This is a genomic window from Bacillus sp. FSL L8-0199, from assembly GCF_038005705.1.
Lineage (GTDB): Bacteria > Bacillota > Bacilli > Bacillales > Bacillaceae_G > Bacillus_A > Bacillus_A cereus.
Map to the genome: position 1 here is coordinate 4,493,572 of NZ_JBBOTS010000001.1, position 18,651 is coordinate 4,512,222.

Here is an 18,651-nt window from a genome sequence, read left to right on the forward strand (position 1 = left end):
AACATACTATGCCCAAACACCCAACATACGTTCTTTTATTGTAACGGAAAGACTGTAAAAAAGAAAATAAAAAAAGCTACCAAATGGTAGCTTTTTTATTTTAGAAGTGTTTAGAAACTAATTCTACTAACGCTTCTTTCGGTTTGTAACCTAACGCTTGATCAACTACTTTACCGTCTTTTAATACGAAAAGAGCTGGAATGCTCATTACTTCGAATTGACGAGCAGTTTCTTGGTTTTCATCAACGTCTACTTTTACTACTTTTACTTTTTCGCCTAGTTCTGCATCAATTTCCTCTAATACAGGAGCGATCATTTTACAAGGTCCACACCAAGGTGCCCAGAAATCTAATAATACAACACCTTCGCTAGTTTCAGCTGCGAAGCTTTGGTCATTTGCGTTTACAATTGCCATTTTATTTCCTCCTTCAAGTATATTCTACCAAGAGTATATCATTAACTTATATACGTGGCGAATAATATGTATCGTTATGTATTGTAACAAAAAAATGTTCCTTTATACTATATAAAAATACGGATTAAATACTAAAAAGATGAGAGACAGGGGATCTCTCACCTTTTTCTATATATAGGGGTACTTCACTTGGAACTCAAGGGTACTTAAATCATGAATGTACTTTTAACTTTTTAAACTCTTCTGTTAAAAGAGGTACAACTTCGAATAAGTCACCGACAATACCATAGTCAGCTACTTTAAAGATACTTGCTTCTGGATCTTTATTAATCGCAACGATTATTTTTGAGTTAGACATACCTGCTAAATGCTGAATCGCACCAGAAATACCACATGCAATGTATAAGTCTGGCGTAACAACTTTACCAGTTTGACCAATTTGTAATGAGTAATCACAGTATTCAGCGTCACAAGCACCACGAGATGCCCCAACAGCGCCGCCTAGTACGTCTGCTAACTCTTTTAATGGTTTAAAGCCTTCTTCACTCTTCACACCGCGTCCGCCAGCGATAATAACTTTTGCTTCAGAAAGATCCACACCTTCTGCTGTTTTACGGACAACATCTTGAATGATTGTACGTAAATCTTTCACATCAACTGTAATAGAAGATACGTCACCGCTGCGAGACTCATCTTTTTCCAGAGTTGCAATGTTATTTGGACGCACTGTCACAAATAAGATGCCGTCTGTTACAATCTTCTTCTCGAATGCTTTACCAGAATAAATTGGACGAGTGAAGATAACATTTCCACCTTCAACCTCTAAAGCAGTTACGTCAGAAACTAAACCAGCTTCAAGCTTCGCTGCTAATTTTGGTGATAAATCTTTACCAAGTGCTGTATGTCCAAAGACAATACCTTCTGGATTTTCTTCAGCATGTACAGCTAAAAACGCTTGTGCATAACCATCAGATGTATATGATTTTAATTTATCATTTTCAACTGTCACAACGCGATCTGCACCGTAATGAATCAATTCATTTGCAAAAGAGGCAACGCTGTCTCCAATTAGAAGACCTACTACTTCACCGCCTTCTGCAATTGTTTTTGCTGCTGCTACCGCTTCAAAAGAAACGTTACGTAGCGATCCATCACGAACTTCACCCATTACTAATACTTTACGAGCCATAGATTTTCCCTCCTGCATATATAATTTCGTATTTTATTAGATTACTTTCGCTTCTGTATGGAGCAACGATACAAGTTCTTTTACTTGATCTTGCAGCTCGCCTTGTAACACTTTTCCTGCATCTTTCTTAGGAGGCAAATAGATTTCAATTGTTTTTGTTTTTGCTTCCACATCATCTTCTTCTAAATCTAAATCATCTAATTCTAATTCTTCTAGCGGCTTTTTCTTCGCTTTCATAATACCTGGAAGCGATGGATAACGCGGTTCATTTAAACCTTGCTGTGCTGTTACTAAAACTGGTAATGAAGTTGCAATCACTTCTGTATCACCTTCAACATCACGCTCAATCTTCACATTTGTACCGTCAATTTCAAGTTTTGTAATTGTCGTTACATATGGAATATTTAACGCTTCAGCTACGCGTGGTCCTACTTGTCCAGATGCACCATCAATTGCAACGTTTCCACCTAAAATTAAATCTGCATCTTTATCTTTTAAATATTCAGCAAGCACTTTTGCTGTCGTGAACTGGTCACCATTTTCTACATCATCTTCAATATTAATTAATACGGCTTTATCACAGCCCATTGCTAATGCAGTACGAAGTTCTTTCTCACTATCTTCGCCACCGACTGTTACAACTGTAACTTCTCCACCTTGTGCGTCTCTTACTTGAATTGCTTCTTCAATTGCATATTCATCGTAAGGGTTGATGATGAATTCCGCTTCGCCATCGTAAATTGCACCGTTTTTAATTACGATTTTTTCTTCTGTATCAAATGTTCGTTTCATGAGTACGTAGATGTTCATTCCATTTACCCCCTTGTTTTTCAGAAAGATTCTATCAATTTTAATTTTCTGTTAATTTATATTAAAAAAATAATTGAACTACCTGCCACTAAATGAAGGTTTACGCTTTTCTAAAAATGCAGCTACACCTTCTCTTCCATCTTCACTTGTAAATACTTCACCAAAAATCTGTGATTCACGTTGTACACCTTCATAGTAATGAGACGATTTTGTCGTTTGCAATAACTCTAGTACAGCACGAGTTGTTGCTGGACTTTTTCCAGCAATTTGTTTTGCAACTTTAAGCGTATCATCTAAAAGAGATTCTTCAGAGAACAATCCGTTAACAAGTCCCCACTTTAATGCTTCTGCACCAGTAATTGGTGTACTTGTTAACATCATTTCACAAGCTTTCGCTTTCCCAACATAACGTGGTAAGCGCTGTGTACCTGCAAAGCCAGGAATTAATCCAAGTGTTAATTCAGGTAAACCAAGTTTTGCACTTTCAGTTGCAAAGCGCATGTGGCAAGACATAGCAAACTCAAGGCCGCCGCCCAGTGCCGCTCCATGAATTGCCGCAATAACTGGTTTTGAACATTTTTCAACACGCTCAAACGTAACTTGTCCAAGCTGTGCTAATTCTGTTGCTTGTTTCGCTTCAGTAACAGATGTAAATTCTTTAATATCTGCTCCCGCTGAGAAGAAACGTCCTTCACCGTGAATAACAACAACACGAATGTTATCATCCTTTTCCACTTGATCAATTAATTCAGTAACGTCATGCATAACTTGTGAAGACATCGCATTCGCTGGTGCGTGATTTAACGTCGCCACCGCGATATGATCTTCAACTCTTACAGATAGGAATTTCAACATGATCCCTCCCATTATTGACGATAACCACAAGCTGCAATAAGTAGCCCGTGTACCGTTTTTGAAAGTGCGACCAGATCATACTTATGATCGCTCATTACCCAATTGGTCACAACTTCATCTACTGTTCCAAAGATCATTTGTCTTGCCACGCGAACATTTAAATCTGCTTGAAATTCACCTTGTTTTATACCAGTCTCTAAAATCTCATCCATAACTTGTAAGTAGCCTTTTAATACTTCATTTATTTTAAGGCGCAAGTCTTGATTGGACTGCCTCAGCTCTAATTGCGTAACGATAGCAAGAGGATCATTTTGCGACAACAGCAAGAAGTGCGTTTCTACCAACATGAATAACTTCGATACAGCGCTTTCAATTCCTGCTGTTTTTTGACGAATTGTTTCGACAAATTCTCCCATCTTCTCTTGGAATAAGGATATTAATATATCTTCTTTATTTTTAAAATATAAATAAATCGTGCCATCAGCTACCCCAGCTTGCTTTGCGATTTTAGAAACTTGCGCTTGGTGGTACCCATTCTCCGCAATCACAATGACTGCCGCATCAATAATTTGATTGTATTTCGGTCTATTTTTCTTCACTTTACTGTCCCCTTCAAGAAGATGACTGAATGAATAGTCATTCATATTCTTATAATACTGACTATTTAGAAAAGTGTCAATCCTATTTTTTCAAAAAGAAAGGGCCTTAGCCCGTTTGCTCATCCTCATTCTTTCTCTTCTCTTCATCTATTAGAACACGGCGCAAAATTTTCCCTACTGTCGTTTTCGGCAATTCATCTCTAAACTCATATACTTTCGGCACTTTATAAGCCGCTAAATATTTACGTGCAAACTGATTTAATTCTTCCTCAGAGCACTCCGTACCTTCTTTTAACACAACAAATGCTTTAACTGTCTCTCCTCGGTACGGATCTGGAACTCCAATTGTCACTACTTCTTGCACTTTTTCATGCTCATATAATACTTCTTCAACTTCACGAGGATACACATTAAATCCACTCGCGACAATCATATCTTTCTTGCGATCTTTTACATAGAAGAATCCATCTTCATCCATGTAGCCAACATCACCTGTATGGAGCCAGCCATCTTGCAATACAGCCGCTGTTTCCTCTGGCTTATTCCAGTATCCTTTCATAATTTGAGGACCTTTCACTACAATTTCCCCTATTTCTCCTGGCGGTAATGCCTCACCAGTTTCAAGTGACATAATGATCGCTTCTGTATCTGGCCACGGAACTCCAATGCTACCTGGCACTCGCTTTTCCCATAAAAAATTACTATGTGTAACCGGAGAGGATTCTGTTAAACCATATCCCTCTACTAGTTTACCACCTGTAACTGTTTCGAACTTTTCCTGTACTTCTACTGGGAGTGGTGCTGATCCACTAATACAAGCACGAATAGAAGAAATATCGTATTCTTTTAAAAGTGGGCTATTTAAAAGAGCGATATAAATAGTTGGTGCACCTGGAAATAGTGTCACTTTATGCTTCTTAATCGCTTCAAAAACCATTTTCATATCAAACTTTGGAATAAGGACCATTTTGTATCCTTGCATAACACTCAAATTCATAACAGCCGTCATGCCGTACACGTGGAAAAATGGAAGAACCCCAAGAACGACTTCTTCTCCTTCTTTGCAATTATATAACCATTGAACTCCCATTAACGTGTTAGAGACGAGGTTTTTATGCGTTAACATAACGCCTTTCGGAAATCCGGTTGTTCCTCCTGTGTACTGTAAAAGAGCTAGATCTTTTTCAGGATCACAAGGCTCCTCAACATCCGTATTCACTTCTTTTTCTACTGAATTCCAAAGATGAATCGTTTCACTCTCTGATACTTTCACAACTAAATTTGACTGTTTTTTCTGCACAAATGGATACAATAGATTTTTAGGGAATGGTAAAAAGTCCGCAATGCGAGTTACGATAATATGCTCAATTTTTGTAGCAGATTGAACATTCGTTACTCTTGGAAACACTAAATCGAGACAAAGAATTACTTTCGCTCCCGAGTCATGAAGCTGATATTCTAATTCTCTCTCTGTATACAGTGGATTTGTTTGTACTACGATACCTCCCGCAAGTAATGTACCATAATAACCAATTACAGCTTGCGGACAATTCGGCAACATAATAGCAACTCGATCACCCTTTTCCACACCGAGCTTTTGAAGATAATTTGCAAACCTCTTCACCTTATCATGGAAGTCCGAAAACGTAATATCCTTCCCTAAAAAGTGAAGCGCTTTCTTTTCTGGGTAGCGAGAAGCCATCTGTTCTACATATCTATGAAGCGGCTGAATATCATAAGAAATCGTACTCGGAATTTCCTCTGGATAACTTTTCAACCATGGTTTTTCCACCTTCATTCCCCCTTCAAATACATAAAAATAAATGAATGTTCATTCATGATGGTTATTTTCATTATATTATAGTCACCATAGCGTTACAATCATAATATTCTGACTTTTGTATAACTATGCTTTACTTCATTAACTTCTTATTATATGTAGAAACTCTCTTAATCTTAAAAGAGTAAGAGAGTTATAGTTTAACTTAATCTTATTATCGTTAACACTGCTCCTGGAGTAGTTGTTGATAATGTTGCGACAGCTAACAAACCAAATAATTGCAAGCTAATAGCATCTCCTGCTGCAAGAGTTGTAATGATTGTTGCGCTAAATGATGTAGTCGCTACAGCAGGAGAATTAATCGTCCCAGCAAGTGGTGCTCCATTGATTGTAATCCGTGAACTAACTAATAATGAAGCCGTTATATTAATCGAATATGAAATATAGTAATTTCCAGCATTTGCAACCGTAAATACTGTATTTCCCCCGGAAACCGTAATACCTGGACCGATATTTTGATTATTCGGAAGCGGGACATTCGTTCCACCTAGAAGTACTGATATCGCTGTTCCTGACGTATTATTTGCAAATGCATATGTCGCCGTGATACTTGTACCTGTAGCTCCGGTTGGGCCTGTCGCTCCTGTTGGACCCGTTGATCCTGTTATTCCTGTCGCTCCTGTTGGACCCGTTGGACCCGTTGCTCCTGTTATTCCTGTCGCTCCCGTTGGACCTGTTGAGCCTGTTGCTCCCGTTGCTCCCGTCGATCCTGTTGGACCTGTTGAACCTGTCGCTCCCGTTGAACCTGTCGCTCCCGTTGGGCCTGTTGAACCTATCGCTCCTGTTGGGCCTGTTGAACCTGTCGCTCCCGTTGGACCTGTTGAACCTGTCGCTCCTGTTGGGCCTGTTGAACCTGTCGCTCCGGTTGGGCCTGTTGAACCTGTCGCTCCGGTTGGGCCTGTTGAACCTGTCGCTCCCGTTGGACCTGTTGAACCCGTTGATCCCGTTGGACCTGTTGAACCTGTCGCTCCCGTTGCTCCTGTTATTCCTGTCGCTCCCGTTGGACCTGTTGAGCCTGTTGCTCCCGTCGGACCGGTTGGACCAACCTTAGGCACTGTCCCATCGCAACTAAAACAGCATGAATCAACATGTACACCATTTTGATTATTACACCCACAATATCCATTTATGTTATTGCTCCATGAAGACATGTTGATCACTTCCTTTATATTCGATCTTTCTAGTGCAATCACCAACTAAAAAAACAACTATCTAAATAACAAAGAAATACTTTGCCTAGTCGGGGATAAAACACAGATTTCCTCCATACATTCTAGTAATTATTACATGCGATTCACTCTCCTTTTGCTTGTACTTTCGCCCCATCTCCACAGATTATTAACCATACACATTACACTTTCGTACACAGCCAAGTTCCCATTTTAACTTTCCACATTCGCCAATATTTTTAGTAAAGAGACTTACTCTCCATAAAGTGAAACTTTAATCAGCCCGACTCCCACCTAACTTCTTTGCTCCACCCAAATTTTGAGATATGAATCTTACGGCCGGGCAAATAGCGGGATAAATAACGACTATAATATATATAAATTCATATAATTTGTTGTTTTTCGTCAAAATTTTAAAAATATATTGACACTTAAAATACCCTCATAGTATGATTTGGGTGTTGTAATTGATAACCATTTTCACTCATGGTACTAGTTACAAAAAACACTTAATTTGGGGGCAGAAGATGAAGAAAATTATCAGTATTTTTATAGTAGTTCTTCTATTCGCTGTTGGATGCGGACAGCAAAAAGAGGAGAAAAAAGAAACAAAAGCGGACAATAAAAATCAAGCTATAACAATTAAACACGCTGAAGGGGAAACGAAGTTAGATAAACCAGCGAAAAAAGTAGTTGTACTTGAGTGGGTATATTCAGAAGACTTATTAGCACTTGGTGTTCAGCCAGTAGGGATGGCAGACATTAAGAATTATAATAAATGGGTAAATACAAAAACAAAACCGAGTAAAGATGTTGTAGATGTAGGGACACGTCAACAACCAAACTTAGAAGAAATTAGCCGTTTAAAACCAGACTTAATTATCACAGCTTCATTCCGTGGTAAAGCAATTAAAAATGAATTAGAGCAAATTGCACCAACAGTTATGTTTGATCCATCAACAAGTAATAACGATCACTTTGCTGAAATGACAGAAACATTTAAACAAATTTCAAAAGCAGTTGGAAAAGAAGAAGAAGGTAAAAAAGTATTAGCTGATATGGATAAAGCATTCGCTGATGCAAAAGCAAAAATTGAGAAAGCAGACTTAAAAGATAAAAACATTGCAATGGCACAAGCATTTACTGCTAAAAACGTACCAACATTCCGTATCTTAACTGACAATTCTTTAGCTTTACAAGTTACAAAAAAATTAGGTTTAACAAATACTTTTGAAGCAGGAAAATCTGAGCCAGATGGTTTCAAACAAACAACTGTAGAATCATTACAAAGTGTACAAGATTCAAACTTCATTTACATTGTAGCGGATGAAGATAACATTTTTGACACGCAACTAAAAGGCAACCCTGCTTGGGAAGAATTAAAGTTCAAAAAAGAAAACAAAATGTATAAATTAAAAGGCGATACTTGGATTTTCGGTGGTCCTGAGTCTGCAACATCTTTAGCAACACAAGTAGCAGATGTAATGACAGCGAAGAAGTGATTACACGATGAATAGCTTACAACACACACTTCGAGCAAGTCTTGTATTCGGAGGAGGAGCAGCTCTCTTGCTCCTCCTTTTCTTTATTCATATCGGACAAGGTCAAGCAAACATTTCCTATAGTATGATTATTGATGCTCTTATCTCACCGAACCAATCGCTAGAACATCAAACTTTAATCATGCTTCGATTACCTAGAGCTGTAATTGCCATTTTAGCTGGAGGCGCTCTTGCTGCATCAGGGGTTATTTTACAAACGTTAACGAAAAATCCACTTGCTGAATCCAGTACAATGGGTATTCACTCTGGCGCATATTTCTTTCTAGTAGCGGCTACAATTTTCTTACCGAAAGGTTTACAAATTAATTCTCTTCTGTTCACATTTATCGGCGGCGCTATTACTGCTTTATTTGTATACCGTATTTCTGGTGGAAAAAAGGGAACCCCACTTAGAATGGCATTAGCTGGTATGGTCGTTACATTAATGCTCTCTGCCTTTACCGGAACGATGCAGCTTTTCTATGAAAATGAAACAGCTGGTTTATTTTTATGGGGAGCTGGCTCTCTTATTCAAAATAACTGGGATGGCGTTCAATTTGCTTTTCCATTTATCATTATTTCTTTCCTAGTTTTACTATTTATGTCTCGTAAACTCAACATTCTCTTACTTGGTGATGATGTTGCTGTTTCTCTTGGTGAAAAAACAGCAGTAACACGTCTTATCGCCTTCATTGCTGCAATCTTTTTAACAGCAGTAATTGTTACTGTTGTTGGACCAATTGGATTTGTCGGCTTAGTTGCGCCTCATTTAATGCGCCTTATCGGATACCGTCAACACTTTACTCTTCTTCTCTCTTCTTTCTTATGGGGGGCAGTATTATTACTTGGAGCAGATGTTGTCGGTAAATTAATAGATCCAACCGGTGCAGAACTTCCTGTTGGGGCAGTCACAGCAATGATTGGATCTCCTTGGCTTATTTACTTAGTGTACCGAATGATGAAGTCGAAACAATATATGAATGATAACGGTGCGAATGCAGCTGGAGCTAGTTCCCGCTATTACTCTTATAAAAAGGTAATCATTATATCTATCACACTTTGTATTGTGACGATTGCTCTTGGTGTTACAATCGGTAGTAACGCTTATATCGAAAGTATTACAAATGTTATATCAGGTCAATTAACACTATTTGACAAAAATATGATGATGAATCTTCGTTTACCAAGAATGCTCGTGGCTGCTATTGCTGGCGCATGCCTTGCAATAAGTGGGCTTGTTTTCCAAGGTATATTACGAAATCCACTTGCCGATCCTTCTATTATTGGTATTTCATCGGGAGCTGGTGTTGGTGCTTTAACTATTATGTATGTCTTTCCTGCACTTCCTGGTTTCTTTCTACCAATTGGTGCATTTATCGGAGGACTACTTGCAGTAGGAATTGTCCTCTTCTTTTCATGGAAATCAGGATTTAGCCCAACAGCCCTTGCTTTAATAGGAATTGGTATTTCTGCACTTGGCTCGGCAATTATTCAAATCTTTATCGTTAGAGCCAATTTGAATGTTGCCGCTGCTTTAACATGGTTATCTGGCAGTACGTATGCAAGAGGATGGAATCACTTAGAAAATATCATTCTATATCCATCTCTAATTCTTGTATTCATTATCTTTTTCTTAATAAAACAACTTGACGTTCTCGTACTTGGAGACGATTTAGCAACTGGACTTGGGCAACCAGTAAATAAAACACGTCTTGCTCTGATTGTGCTAGCGACACTACTTGCATCAGTAAATATCGCTGCTGTCGGTACAATTGCCTTTTTAGGCCTTGTCGCACCTCACTTAGCAAGAATTATTGTTGGTATGAATCATCAAAGACTATTCGTTTGTTCAGCACTATTTGGAGCAATCCTTCTTTCTGTTGCTGACTTACTTGGACGTACAATCGCATATCCGAAAGAAATTCCTTCTGGTCTTGTCGTTGCTGTACTTGGAGCACCTTATTTCTTATGGTTGATGAGGAAGAGTGGGAAGAAGGTTAATTAAAAGACGGCTTCATATATGTGAAGCCGTCTTTTCCTATTATGGCATAAAATTAACATAGGCTTTGTACATAATATATATAACAAGTAAATACATGATTATATTGAACACACTTCGTTTTAAAGTTAACTTTCTCTTTAATTTCTTATCTTGTAATCTCAATTCTATTCCATTCGCTATTTTCAACCTACCTACTATTTGAAATAACTCTCTGTAATCATCAGCATTTCCCAATAATACGTATTCGTTATCATTTTTATACTTTATATGCAGAAACTCACTTCCACCTTTACGGTCTAATATTGTTTTCATATAAGCTACTTCATTCAATACACATACTTTTAAATCAACTTCATTATAATAACGATCCATAAAAAACACATACAACCGTTTATTTGTAACGATTAACACATTATTAATACCGAAGTTCATTGCAAGAACGCCTATCCCTAATGTCATTGCTGTGCCTGTCTGCCAATTTTTCACACGATGATTTTCGGCAAGCATACTATATAAAATCTCTTCGCTTCCCTGTAACTCTTCTTGTACAACCTCATAACAACGTTTCATTAAAATTGTTTTTGTTACAACTTCTTTTGTACGATCTATTTTCTTTTTATCTATTTTCTCATCATTTCTATAATCATCTACACAATTATCGCTATACTGTAAGTTATTTAATTCCTGAAGTAACTTTTCTTTATTCATTCCTTTTCCCCCCCAGCAGCTTCTTCAATTTCTTTCTCCCTCTTGAAAGCCTACTATATACCGTATCTCGTGTCATACCGAATTCAAGCGCTATTTCTTGTACGCTATATTCATCTAAATACCTTTTTATAAAAATTTTCTTATCTTCTTCATTCAATTCTTTAATTAAAACGTAAAAATTATAATCTCGCTCTTCTTTTGTTAAATTGACATTTTTTCTATCTTCATATATTTCTTGCTGAAACTCTTGTAATTGATAAGACTTATTACTTTTTCGTTTATAATCGATGGCCTTAAACCTAGCGACAGATATAAGCCAGTTTCTAAACTTCCCACGATTTTCATCATAACTACTAATGTTGTACCAAACGATTAATAAAATATCGTCAACACATTCATCCACTAACACCTTACTCTGTGCAGTATCTAAAATACTATGAACTACCTTATAAATTAAATCTCCATATCGATCAATTGCTGTATGTAATGCTAACATATCTTGTTTCCGAAGACCTTCTACTATTTCTATATCCTTCACCCTTATCACCACTCTTTATCCTATTCTTTATTCATTATATATACGAATGAGCACATTCGTTTCCTGACACTTTTACAAATATTTTCTAATTGTTTTCATATTGTAGCAATGCTTAATTAATTATTTCTTGTGGAACAGGGATTATATTATCTCTCACGAATTTAATCTATGAACAAAAATAGGAGGGATAACTATGTACCAAACAATTGAAGGCTTTTTACAATCATGGACATACGAAGCAGAGTCTACTGAGAAAATGCTTGATTCATTAACCGATGCATCTTTATCACAAGAAATTGCACCTGAACATTGGACTTTAGGAAGAGTCGCTTGGCATATCGTGACGGCAATTCCTGTTATACTATCTGGCACAGGGCTAAAGTTTGAAGGAGAAACGAAAGATTATCCTGTTCCAACTTCTGCAAAAACAATTGCAGATGAGTACCGTAAAGTGAACGCGGCTTTTGTTGAAACACTTCAAAATAAATGGACTGATAAAGACTTAGCTACTATTAACGACTTCTTTGGTCGCCCTATGCCGAATTCTATATTTTTAATGACACTTATTAATCATCAAAATCACCATCGCGGGCAAATGACGGTTTTAATGCGACAAGCCGGCTTAACAGTTCCTGGTGTGTACGGCCCCGCAAAAGAAGAGTGGGCTGCGGCTGGAATGGTAGCTCCTAAAATGTAATGACAAAAAAGACAAGGTGTTTACATATCTTGTCTTTTTCTGTAACTTGTTTCATGTGAAACTATTTTTTAAAATGGTTGTTTTATGGAATATATAGGTTAAAATGAATACATATTACGAAGAGGAGTAACCAAATTGAATACAAAAAATAAAAAAATAGCTATGGGAACTATTTTACTAACTTCCCTTATTGGAGTTATTAGTGTATCTCTTTATTTCACCTATTATGGTACCCCTTGGGGAAAACAAGCAGCAATTACGGACTCAAAAGAATATATTACAAAATATTTTAATCTAGATGCAGAAGTCAAAAATACTTCTTACGATGCTAAAATGAATAGCTATGCCATCTCCTTTGAGACAAGTAGAGACGGAGATTTTACTATCGAATATAAAAGTCCTAATAACTTTAATATCTCTCCAGGAGTTCAAGAGTATTTAAGCAAACACTCCAAATTTACAGAGTAGTAACGAAGCATACATATACAAAAAAGAGTTAGTGTAACGCCAACTCTTTTTTCTTATTCTTGTCATACAGCTATATCTTCCTTCTCTATATTTTTAATTCCGTAATATGCAATCACAGCTCCAATTGCTGCGAGTGCTAGTTGAAGGGGAAGTAAAGTTGCTGTAGGAAACGCTGGGTTGCTATTCATTGCAATTGCTACAACGATAAGAGATGAAACAATTGTAGTTGGCACTGAACGTTTACGCATTCCGAAATATAATGGGATTAAACTCATTCCCGCAGTTGCAATAGCTAAAGGAACCAGTTTTATTCCTTCTTGCACCAATTGATCTACTGTGAATGAATGAGGAAGAATTGAAAAATAACTATCTATCCCAAAGAAAATTCCTACTACTAAAATGTTAGATACAATAACTGTTATAAATGTTACTATCGCTGTAATAGCCAACTTACTAGCCATCATTTTCTTTCGGTTAATAGGATAAGAAAACATGAGTAGTATTGTTTTATTTTTATATTCGCCAATTATTAACCTTGCGATTAACACACTACCAAAAATAATAAATGTTGCTCTTACTACTGTACTAGCCATTAGCAAAATCATCTGCGGATCTCTTATTTCTGGATCTCCTTCTATTTGTGCAATGAAACTAACAAAGATTAATAATGCCAGTATAATGATATTTGCAATAACTGCTCCCCTCACATACCATCCAAACTTAAACTTCTTCAATTCTAGCTTCATAAGACGTAGCATGATAGTCCTCCTTTCATTTAAACTTTAATCAATATAAATTACCCCTGTTTTACTTAAAATCTTCACTTCGTTTTTTGCATCACCAATAGTTCCTTCTTTTATCTTTTCTGTATTTTTATCTTTCTTAAGTCCTTTTAAATCCACTATTACGTCAGCCGAATTACTTTTAGCCATAAGCTTCAATGATGCAGGGACACCTTTATACCGTACGCCAATATCACCTGATTTTGTTTCTATAAATAATGATTTTCCTTCTGTCATATCTTTCAGTAATACTTCCCCAGATGTTGAAGTGATGTTCATATTTGAGTTACTTACATTTGTTATATAGTTATCACCAGTCGTAGACTTTATATTTAATTCTTGTACTGAACTACCTTTTAAAACTAACTCTCCACTTTGCGATATGAATTCACCTTTCTCGGCTGATAGTCCTACAATCATTTCATCTCCAGACTTGCCTTTTGTCATGATATTTTTTACTACTATATCTCTTATTTTCACATCACCCGATTTATTATTTAATACAATTTTATTTATTTCTTTCTTCGGAATAGCTATAGATATACTATTTTTCTTCCTAAACGTAAAACCATTAAAAAATCTGTTCATCTTTTGTTTTTGTTTAATCACAATTTTATTTTCATCATTTTCTATTTTGACAGGATCTATCTCTTTATCTACTTGTTCACCTTGAGCGGAAATTACTATTTTATTAGCGTCTGTACTTTTAAATTCAAGATTCCAGTTTTCATTATCTACTTCTATTTCTTTTATATTATTTATCTCAAAAGACTTTTCTTTCTTAAAATCTTTCCCCTGAAATACCTTAATACCAAAAACTACACTAGCAATTGTAATGAATAATATTGCAATTACTATTATCTTTTTCACCATTCATACCCCAGTTCGTTGTTGTTTTAAGCTTGCTTCACACCACATCAATCTTATCGATTTTACGAAACGATAAATAACTAATGAAAATCCCTAATAAACAGAGCACGATTGGGATAGCTATAAAATCAAACATACTTACTTGATCGTTTCCAGGACCAACGTTACCACTAATCAGCATACCAATTATTACTGCCGAAGTAATCGTTGTCGGTGTCGATTTCTTTCTCATTCCAAAAAATAAAGGAATTAAACTTATACCAGATATCATAAATGCACTTATAAAAGTATCTGGAACGATAGCTATTATTTCACCTATCGTAGCTGGCGTTTCAATCAGTCCCATCATTGGACTCACAAAATATACGAGTAAACTAATAATAAAAGTAGCGATAATGGTGCTCACAAAACAAAAACAAAAAACAATTGTTAATTTCGCCCTCATTAGCATTTTCCTTTGCAGCGGGTACATAAACGATAATTGCATCGTTTTGTTCTTATACTCATCAATTACTAAACGTGATAAAATGACCGAACTAAAAATAATGAATGTTATCCTAATAAAAATATTTGCTGCAGCCATGTTCTGTGTGAAATCAGAGAAGAGCATGTCTTCCTCGGCTTTCATTCCCAATGCCATAAGGCTTACTGCAGCGAAAATTGCTATAATACAAATTGCTACACTTTTAAAGTAACGAGATAATTTATGTTTCTTCCATTCGAGCTTCATTAATTTAAACATATAAATTACGCCTCCATTCTTTATATACCTGTCTCTACGCTGCTAACATTCTAATTCCAGCAGTAACGAAGCTTAACATTCCTATCACTAGTACAATGAACAACCATTTCCGCTCTGGTTTTCTATAATATAAAATTCCACTTATTAGCATTACGATAAATCCACTTACCAGGTTCAGCCACAGTCCATTAAGCATGAATACCTTCTCCATCCATTACATTTAAGAAATATTCTTCTAAGGAACTATGTTTCTTATTAATACTTTCAATTTCCACATCGTTCATAATAAGTGCTTTTGAAATGGCTTGCTGTGTCACCGCCACTTCATAAATCCGAATCATGTTTCCGCTCATTATTTTGTAATTTTTTATACCAAGTTTATCTTCTAAAATATAAGCTGCACGTTTCACATCAGGAACAGTAATTTCAATATACTCTGTTTGTTTTCCGTTAATACTCTTCATTGAAACTTCTTTTATTAGTTTTCCATTTTGAATCACACCAATTGTATCGGCCATTAGTTCCATCTCACCTAAAATATGACTAGAAACTAATAATGTAATGCCATATTCTTTGCAAAGCATTTTAAATAAGTCTCGTAACTCTTTAATACCAATTGGATCTAAACCGTTAATTGGTTCATCTAAAATGAGCAATTCTGGCTTTGTAACGATTGCCCTTGCAATACCGAGTCGTTGTTTCATTCCTAATGAAAAATCTTTTACTTTTTTATTATCTACCCCTTGTAGTTTCACTAAATGTAAAGCATGGTCAATTGCATTTTTATCGTAGTAGCCCATGTATTCACAATGTAGGTCTAAGTTTTCTTTCGCCGTTAATTTATCATAAAAGATTGGATATTCAATAATTGTCCCCATTCTTTTTAATACTTCATAAGATGTATCTGTTAATTTATCACCGAAGATTTCAATATCACCACTCGTCGGTTTTATTAAATTTGTAATCATTTTCATAATCGTTGTTTTACCAGCACCGTTTGGTCCTAAAAAACCGTATATCTCTCCTTTTTTCACATGCATGTTAACACTGGAAATAACTTCTTTCCCTTTAAACACTTTCGTTAACTGATTTGTTTTTAATATATATGTCATGTTACTTTCCCCTTTCGCAATACTCTATATTTCTATAATAGACAACGGAAATCTCTTTTTTCTTACCCGTTTCTTACAAATTCCTTACGCTGAAAAAAAGCTTGTAGAATCTACTTCTCTACAAGCTAAAACAGCATCTTTTTTAATACAATTGTAAAAATTGTTTTTTCATACGGTTTACTAGAAAGATGAATTTTTCCGTCCATCGCTTCCACAAGCCGTTTCGTAATCGTTAATCCGAGACCGCTTCCTTGGTACAATCTATTTCTTGAATCTTCAAGTGTGTACATACGCTCAAACACTTTATCAATATGAGATTCATCAATTCCTTTTCCTGTATCCCATATATCTATATACACGCTCGTGTCATCATCTCTTAACGTCATACCGAGTGCCTTTCCATCGTCTCCATATGTAATCGCATTTGATATTAAATTATTCAATACCCTACCTAATACTTCCACATTTCCAAGTGCGTATATATTTCTTTCTGGTATATCAATATGAACCTGAAAACCTTTCGTCGTCACTAAATCATAAAATGATAAAATCTTCTCGCGACAAACTTCATTCATATTTACTTTTGTCATTTCAATTGCTTTGTCACCAGATTCTAATTTCGCTAAATCAAAAAACTTATGAATTAGCTCCATCACTTCTAGTGTTTTCGTATGCACTTTCTCAAGTAATATTTGTTGTTCTTCTTTATTCATCGTTTTATCCTTATTTAACATTTCTGTATATCCAAGAATAACTGTTAGTGGTGTTTTCAAGTCATGCGAAATATTTGAAAGCATTTTTCTCATCGAAATTTCTACTTTTGCATGATCTGCATTCGTTTTCTGTTTTGCATCTAATAATTGATTAATTGCCACTAATAATTTTTGCAATTCTAGATCATCTGTCATAACGAGTAACGTCTCGCCTGTTTTTTCATTTACAATACTTTCTAACTTTTCATATGTGTATCGTAAATTTTTACTACTATTTTTTCTCATTTTATATTGCATATAAATAACACATAACAATATAAAAATAATACCTATTAACAAATTGATCATATTACATCACTTCCAGCTTATAGCCGATGCCCCATAACGTTTTAATATATTCTGGATTAGATGGATCACTTTCGATTTTCTCACGCAATCTTCTCATATGAACATTAATGACGTTATCGTCACCGTAATACTCTTCGTTCCAAACTAACGTGTATATTTGTGCTTTCGTAAATACACGATTTTGATTTTTTACGAACAGTTTTAAGATCTCAAATTCTTTTAAAGTAAGTTTGAGAGGTTTCCCGTTTTTTTCAACCGTAAAATTAATTGGATCGATTGTTAAATCACCAATTTGAATCATTTTTTCTTCTGTTGATTCTGTAGCCGAATATTTCGTAGACCTCCGAATACCTGCCTTTACACGTGCAGCTAATTCAATCATAGAAAATGGCTTACAAATGTAATCATCTGCTCCAAGTCCTAATCCAACAGCTTTATCAACATCTGTATCTTTTGCCGACATCATTAAAATCGGAACTGCACTTTTTTCTCGAATGATTCGTACAACCTCTAAGCCATCTAGCTTTGGCATCATAATATCAAGGATAATCAAATCAAATGAACCTTTTAAATATGTGTTCACGCCTTCTTCTCCATCAGACGCAATTGTTACTTGAAAGCCCTCTTTTATTAAATACTTTTCCACCATCTCTTGAATTGAGATATCATCTTCAACTAATAAAATATGATGTGACATATGTCTATCCCCTTTTTTACAAACATTAGCATTTTAATTGTATCGTAACGAATGAATACTGTGAAGAATTATATGAATTTTCAAACCAACTTCCCTTCCTTCCCTAACAATGATATGATGAAATTTACTACGATAGTTCATAATTAACTTTATATAAAGGAGACTTATCATGTCAGAAAACAAAAAAGTAAGCTTAGCTGATTTAATGCGTGAACAACTTGCAAAGAAAAAGCAAGGTAACGGTAATGGTCAAAATGCCAAAAATCAAAGCCAAGAAACAAAAAAATTACAAAACCAACAAACAAAGAAAACAAACAACCAACGTAGACGTACAGGTGTGTAAATGAACGGACAAAAACGTTCTAATATAGCACCCGGTCTTGAAGTTGATATTGTACAGGCAAATTAACACGTGGAATTGTAAAAGATATTTTAACAAACTCCCCTTCCCATCCGCATGGCATTAAAGTGCGATTGCAGGACGGGCAAGTCGGTAGAGTACAAAATATCGTTCAATAAGAAAAGGAGCTCAAGTAAACTCGAGCTCCTTTTCTTT

Annotated in this window: 21 protein-coding genes and 1 pseudogene; 6 read left to right on the forward strand and 16 right to left on the reverse strand. The window is 35.8% G+C overall.

Annotated elements, in window-relative coordinates; translation table 11 throughout:
- Window positions 1-100: 100 nt before the first annotated feature.
- The 7 genes from trxA to NST86_RS34915 all read right to left on the reverse strand — a co-directional run bounded on the left by trxA (window position 101) and on the right by NST86_RS34915 (window position 6,859).
- Window positions 101-415, reverse strand: coding sequence for a thioredoxin (gene trxA, locus NST86_RS23145; protein ID WP_001018943.1), 315 nt, complete (start codon window positions 413-415; stop codon window positions 101-103).
- A 211-nt stretch (window positions 416-626) separates the two neighbouring features.
- Complete coding sequence (gene etfA / locus NST86_RS23150) at window positions 627-1,604, reverse strand: electron transfer flavoprotein subunit alpha (RefSeq protein ID WP_000101947.1); 978 nt, start codon at window positions 1,602-1,604, stop codon at window positions 627-629.
- Between the two features lie 36 nt (window positions 1,605-1,640).
- Complete coding sequence (gene etfB, locus NST86_RS23155; RefSeq protein ID WP_001029028.1) at window positions 1,641-2,414, reverse strand: electron transfer flavoprotein subunit beta; 774 nt, start codon at window positions 2,412-2,414, stop codon at window positions 1,641-1,643.
- Between the two features lie 78 nt (window positions 2,415-2,492).
- Window positions 2,493-3,269 carry an enoyl-CoA hydratase gene (locus tag NST86_RS23160; RefSeq protein WP_000911292.1) on the reverse strand — a complete coding sequence of 259 codons (777 nt, stop codon included), beginning with the start codon at window positions 3,267-3,269 and terminating at the stop codon, window positions 2,493-2,495.
- Window positions 3,270-3,280: 11 nt separating this feature from the next.
- On the reverse strand, window positions 3,281-3,868 hold the full coding sequence (locus NST86_RS23165; protein ID WP_000742223.1) for a TetR/AcrR family transcriptional regulator: 588 nt from the start codon (window positions 3,866-3,868) through the stop codon (window positions 3,281-3,283).
- Window positions 3,869-3,974: 106 nt separating this feature from the next.
- Window positions 3,975-5,660, reverse strand: a complete 1,686-nt coding sequence (locus NST86_RS23170; RefSeq protein ID WP_016118686.1) for a long-chain-fatty-acid--CoA ligase — start codon at window positions 5,658-5,660, stop codon at window positions 3,975-3,977.
- Between the two features lie 188 nt (window positions 5,661-5,848).
- Complete coding sequence (locus tag NST86_RS34915; protein WP_445661330.1) at window positions 5,849-6,859, reverse strand: BclA C-terminal domain-containing protein; 1,011 nt, start codon at window positions 6,857-6,859, stop codon at window positions 5,849-5,851.
- Between the two features lie 545 nt (window positions 6,860-7,404).
- On the opposite strand from NST86_RS34915, the gene NST86_RS23185 reads away from it, so the two are divergent.
- Both NST86_RS23185 and fhuB read left to right on the forward strand, forming a co-directional pair.
- Window positions 7,405-8,379 (forward strand): ABC transporter substrate-binding protein, encoded by a 975-nt coding sequence (locus NST86_RS23185; RefSeq protein ID WP_000720874.1) that lies wholly within the window; start codon window positions 7,405-7,407, stop codon window positions 8,377-8,379.
- Between the two features lie 7 nt (window positions 8,380-8,386).
- Window positions 8,387-10,423 (forward strand): Fe(3+)-hydroxamate ABC transporter permease FhuB, encoded by a 2,037-nt coding sequence (gene fhuB, locus NST86_RS23190; protein ID WP_001087096.1) that lies wholly within the window; start codon window positions 8,387-8,389, stop codon window positions 10,421-10,423.
- A 36-nt stretch (window positions 10,424-10,459) separates the two neighbouring features.
- Here fhuB and NST86_RS23195 read toward each other — a convergent pair whose 3' ends face one another.
- Both NST86_RS23195 and NST86_RS23200 read right to left on the reverse strand, forming a co-directional pair.
- Window positions 10,460-11,128: a hypothetical protein gene (locus NST86_RS23195; RefSeq protein ID WP_001031129.1), complete on the reverse strand. Its 669-nt coding sequence runs from the start codon at window positions 11,126-11,128 to the stop codon at window positions 10,460-10,462.
- The gene (locus NST86_RS23200) at window positions 11,121-11,624 is read right to left on the reverse strand and encodes a sigma-70 family RNA polymerase sigma factor (protein ID WP_206702468.1); all 504 of its coding nucleotides are present in this window, start codon (window positions 11,622-11,624) and stop codon (window positions 11,121-11,123) included. The genes NST86_RS23195 and NST86_RS23200 overlap by 8 nt, the downstream gene beginning before the upstream one ends.
- A 235-nt stretch (window positions 11,625-11,859) precedes the next feature.
- Here NST86_RS23200 and NST86_RS23205 point away from each other — a divergent pair, with 235 nt between their 5' ends.
- Together NST86_RS23205 and NST86_RS23210 are read left to right on the forward strand one after the other, a co-directional pair.
- Window positions 11,860-12,363: a DinB family protein gene (locus NST86_RS23205; RefSeq protein WP_000284964.1), complete on the forward strand. Its 504-nt coding sequence runs from the start codon at window positions 11,860-11,862 to the stop codon at window positions 12,361-12,363.
- A gap of 135 nt (window positions 12,364-12,498) precedes the next feature.
- Window positions 12,499-12,831, forward strand: coding sequence for a YfjL-like protein (locus NST86_RS23210; RefSeq protein WP_001093299.1), 333 nt, complete (start codon window positions 12,499-12,501; stop codon window positions 12,829-12,831).
- 62 nt (window positions 12,832-12,893) lie between these two features.
- Here the strand turns inward: NST86_RS23210 and NST86_RS23215 are convergent, their stop codons facing one another.
- The 7 genes from NST86_RS23215 to NST86_RS23245 form a co-directional block, all read right to left on the reverse strand.
- Window positions 12,894-13,589 carry an ABC transporter permease gene (locus tag NST86_RS23215; protein ID WP_061663235.1) on the reverse strand — a complete coding sequence of 232 codons (696 nt, stop codon included), beginning with the start codon at window positions 13,587-13,589 and terminating at the stop codon, window positions 12,894-12,896.
- A 24-nt stretch (window positions 13,590-13,613) separates the two neighbouring features.
- Window positions 13,614-14,486 (reverse strand): DUF4097 family beta strand repeat-containing protein, encoded by an 873-nt coding sequence (locus NST86_RS23220; protein WP_061663236.1) that lies wholly within the window; start codon window positions 14,484-14,486, stop codon window positions 13,614-13,616.
- A 34-nt stretch (window positions 14,487-14,520) separates the two neighbouring features.
- On the reverse strand, window positions 14,521-15,225 hold the full coding sequence (locus NST86_RS23225; RefSeq protein WP_000475529.1) for an ABC transporter permease: 705 nt from the start codon (window positions 15,223-15,225) through the stop codon (window positions 14,521-14,523).
- 34 nt (window positions 15,226-15,259) lie between these two features.
- Complete coding sequence (locus NST86_RS23230) at window positions 15,260-15,421, reverse strand: hypothetical protein (RefSeq protein WP_000931813.1); 162 nt, start codon at window positions 15,419-15,421, stop codon at window positions 15,260-15,262.
- A complete protein-coding gene (locus NST86_RS23235) occupies window positions 15,414-16,337 on the reverse strand; it encodes an ABC transporter ATP-binding protein (RefSeq protein WP_044796494.1) in 924 nt (307 codons plus the stop codon). Before NST86_RS23235 ends, NST86_RS23230 begins: the two co-directional genes overlap by 8 nt.
- Before the next feature lie 125 nt (window positions 16,338-16,462).
- A complete protein-coding gene (locus NST86_RS23240; RefSeq protein WP_044796492.1) occupies window positions 16,463-17,398 on the reverse strand; it encodes a HAMP domain-containing histidine kinase in 936 nt (311 codons plus the stop codon).
- Between the two features lies 1 nt (window position 17,399).
- Window positions 17,400-18,095 carry a response regulator transcription factor gene (locus NST86_RS23245; RefSeq protein ID WP_016118692.1) on the reverse strand — a complete coding sequence of 232 codons (696 nt, stop codon included), beginning with the start codon at window positions 18,093-18,095 and terminating at the stop codon, window positions 17,400-17,402.
- A 169-nt stretch (window positions 18,096-18,264) separates the two neighbouring features.
- Between NST86_RS23245 and NST86_RS23250 the strand changes: the two genes are divergently transcribed.
- Entirely contained in the window at window positions 18,265-18,438 is a 174-nt protein-coding gene (locus NST86_RS23250) for a hypothetical protein (RefSeq protein WP_001293578.1), read from the forward strand.
- A pseudogene (locus NST86_RS23255) lies at window positions 18,439-18,614 on the forward strand (YwbE family protein).
- The last annotated feature ends 37 nt before the right edge of the window (window positions 18,615-18,651 follow it).

Bases quoted from the DNA above. Each gene is read 5' to 3' on its own strand.
- trxA (WP_001018943.1), bottom strand. From the start codon at position 415: ATGGCAATTGTAAACGCAAATGACCAAAGCTTCGCAGCTGAAACTAGC.
- etfA (WP_000101947.1), bottom strand. From the start codon at position 1,604: ATGGCTCGTAAAGTATTAGTAATGGGTGAAGTTCGTGATGGATCGCTA.
- etfB (WP_001029028.1), bottom strand. From the start codon at position 2,414: ATGAACATCTACGTACTCATGAAACGAACATTTGATACAGAAGAAAAA.
- NST86_RS23160 (WP_000911292.1), bottom strand. From the start codon at position 3,269: ATGTTGAAATTCCTATCTGTAAGAGTTGAAGATCATATCGCGGTGGCG.
- NST86_RS34915 (WP_445661330.1), bottom strand. From the start codon at position 6,859: ATGTCTTCATGGAGCAATAACATAAATGGATATTGTGGGTGTAATAAT.
- NST86_RS23185 (WP_000720874.1), top strand. From the start codon at position 7,405: ATGAAGAAAATTATCAGTATTTTTATAGTAGTTCTTCTATTCGCTGTT.
- fhuB (WP_001087096.1), top strand. From the start codon at position 8,387: ATGAATAGCTTACAACACACACTTCGAGCAAGTCTTGTATTCGGAGGA.
- NST86_RS23195 (WP_001031129.1), bottom strand. From the start codon at position 11,128: ATGAATAAAGAAAAGTTACTTCAGGAATTAAATAACTTACAGTATAGC.
- NST86_RS23200 (WP_206702468.1), bottom strand. From the start codon at position 11,624: ATGTTAGCATTACATACAGCAATTGATCGATATGGAGATTTAATTTAT.
- NST86_RS23205 (WP_000284964.1), top strand. From the start codon at position 11,860: ATGTACCAAACAATTGAAGGCTTTTTACAATCATGGACATACGAAGCA.
- NST86_RS23215 (WP_061663235.1), bottom strand. From the start codon at position 13,589: ATGCTACGTCTTATGAAGCTAGAATTGAAGAAGTTTAAGTTTGGATGG.
- NST86_RS23220 (WP_061663236.1), bottom strand. From the start codon at position 14,486: ATGGTGAAAAAGATAATAGTAATTGCAATATTATTCATTACAATTGCT.
- NST86_RS23225 (WP_000475529.1), bottom strand. From the start codon at position 15,225: ATGTTTAAATTAATGAAGCTCGAATGGAAGAAACATAAATTATCTCGT.
- NST86_RS23230 (WP_000931813.1), bottom strand. From the start codon at position 15,421: ATGCTTAATGGACTGTGGCTGAACCTGGTAAGTGGATTTATCGTAATG.
- NST86_RS23235 (WP_044796494.1), bottom strand. From the start codon at position 16,337: ATGACATATATATTAAAAACAAATCAGTTAACGAAAGTGTTTAAAGGG.
- NST86_RS23240 (WP_044796492.1), bottom strand. From the start codon at position 17,398: ATGATCAATTTGTTAATAGGTATTATTTTTATATTGTTATGTGTTATT.
- NST86_RS23245 (WP_016118692.1), bottom strand. From the start codon at position 18,095: ATGTCACATCATATTTTATTAGTTGAAGATGATATCTCAATTCAAGAG.
- NST86_RS23250 (WP_001293578.1), top strand. From the start codon at position 18,265: ATGTCAGAAAACAAAAAAGTAAGCTTAGCTGATTTAATGCGTGAACAA.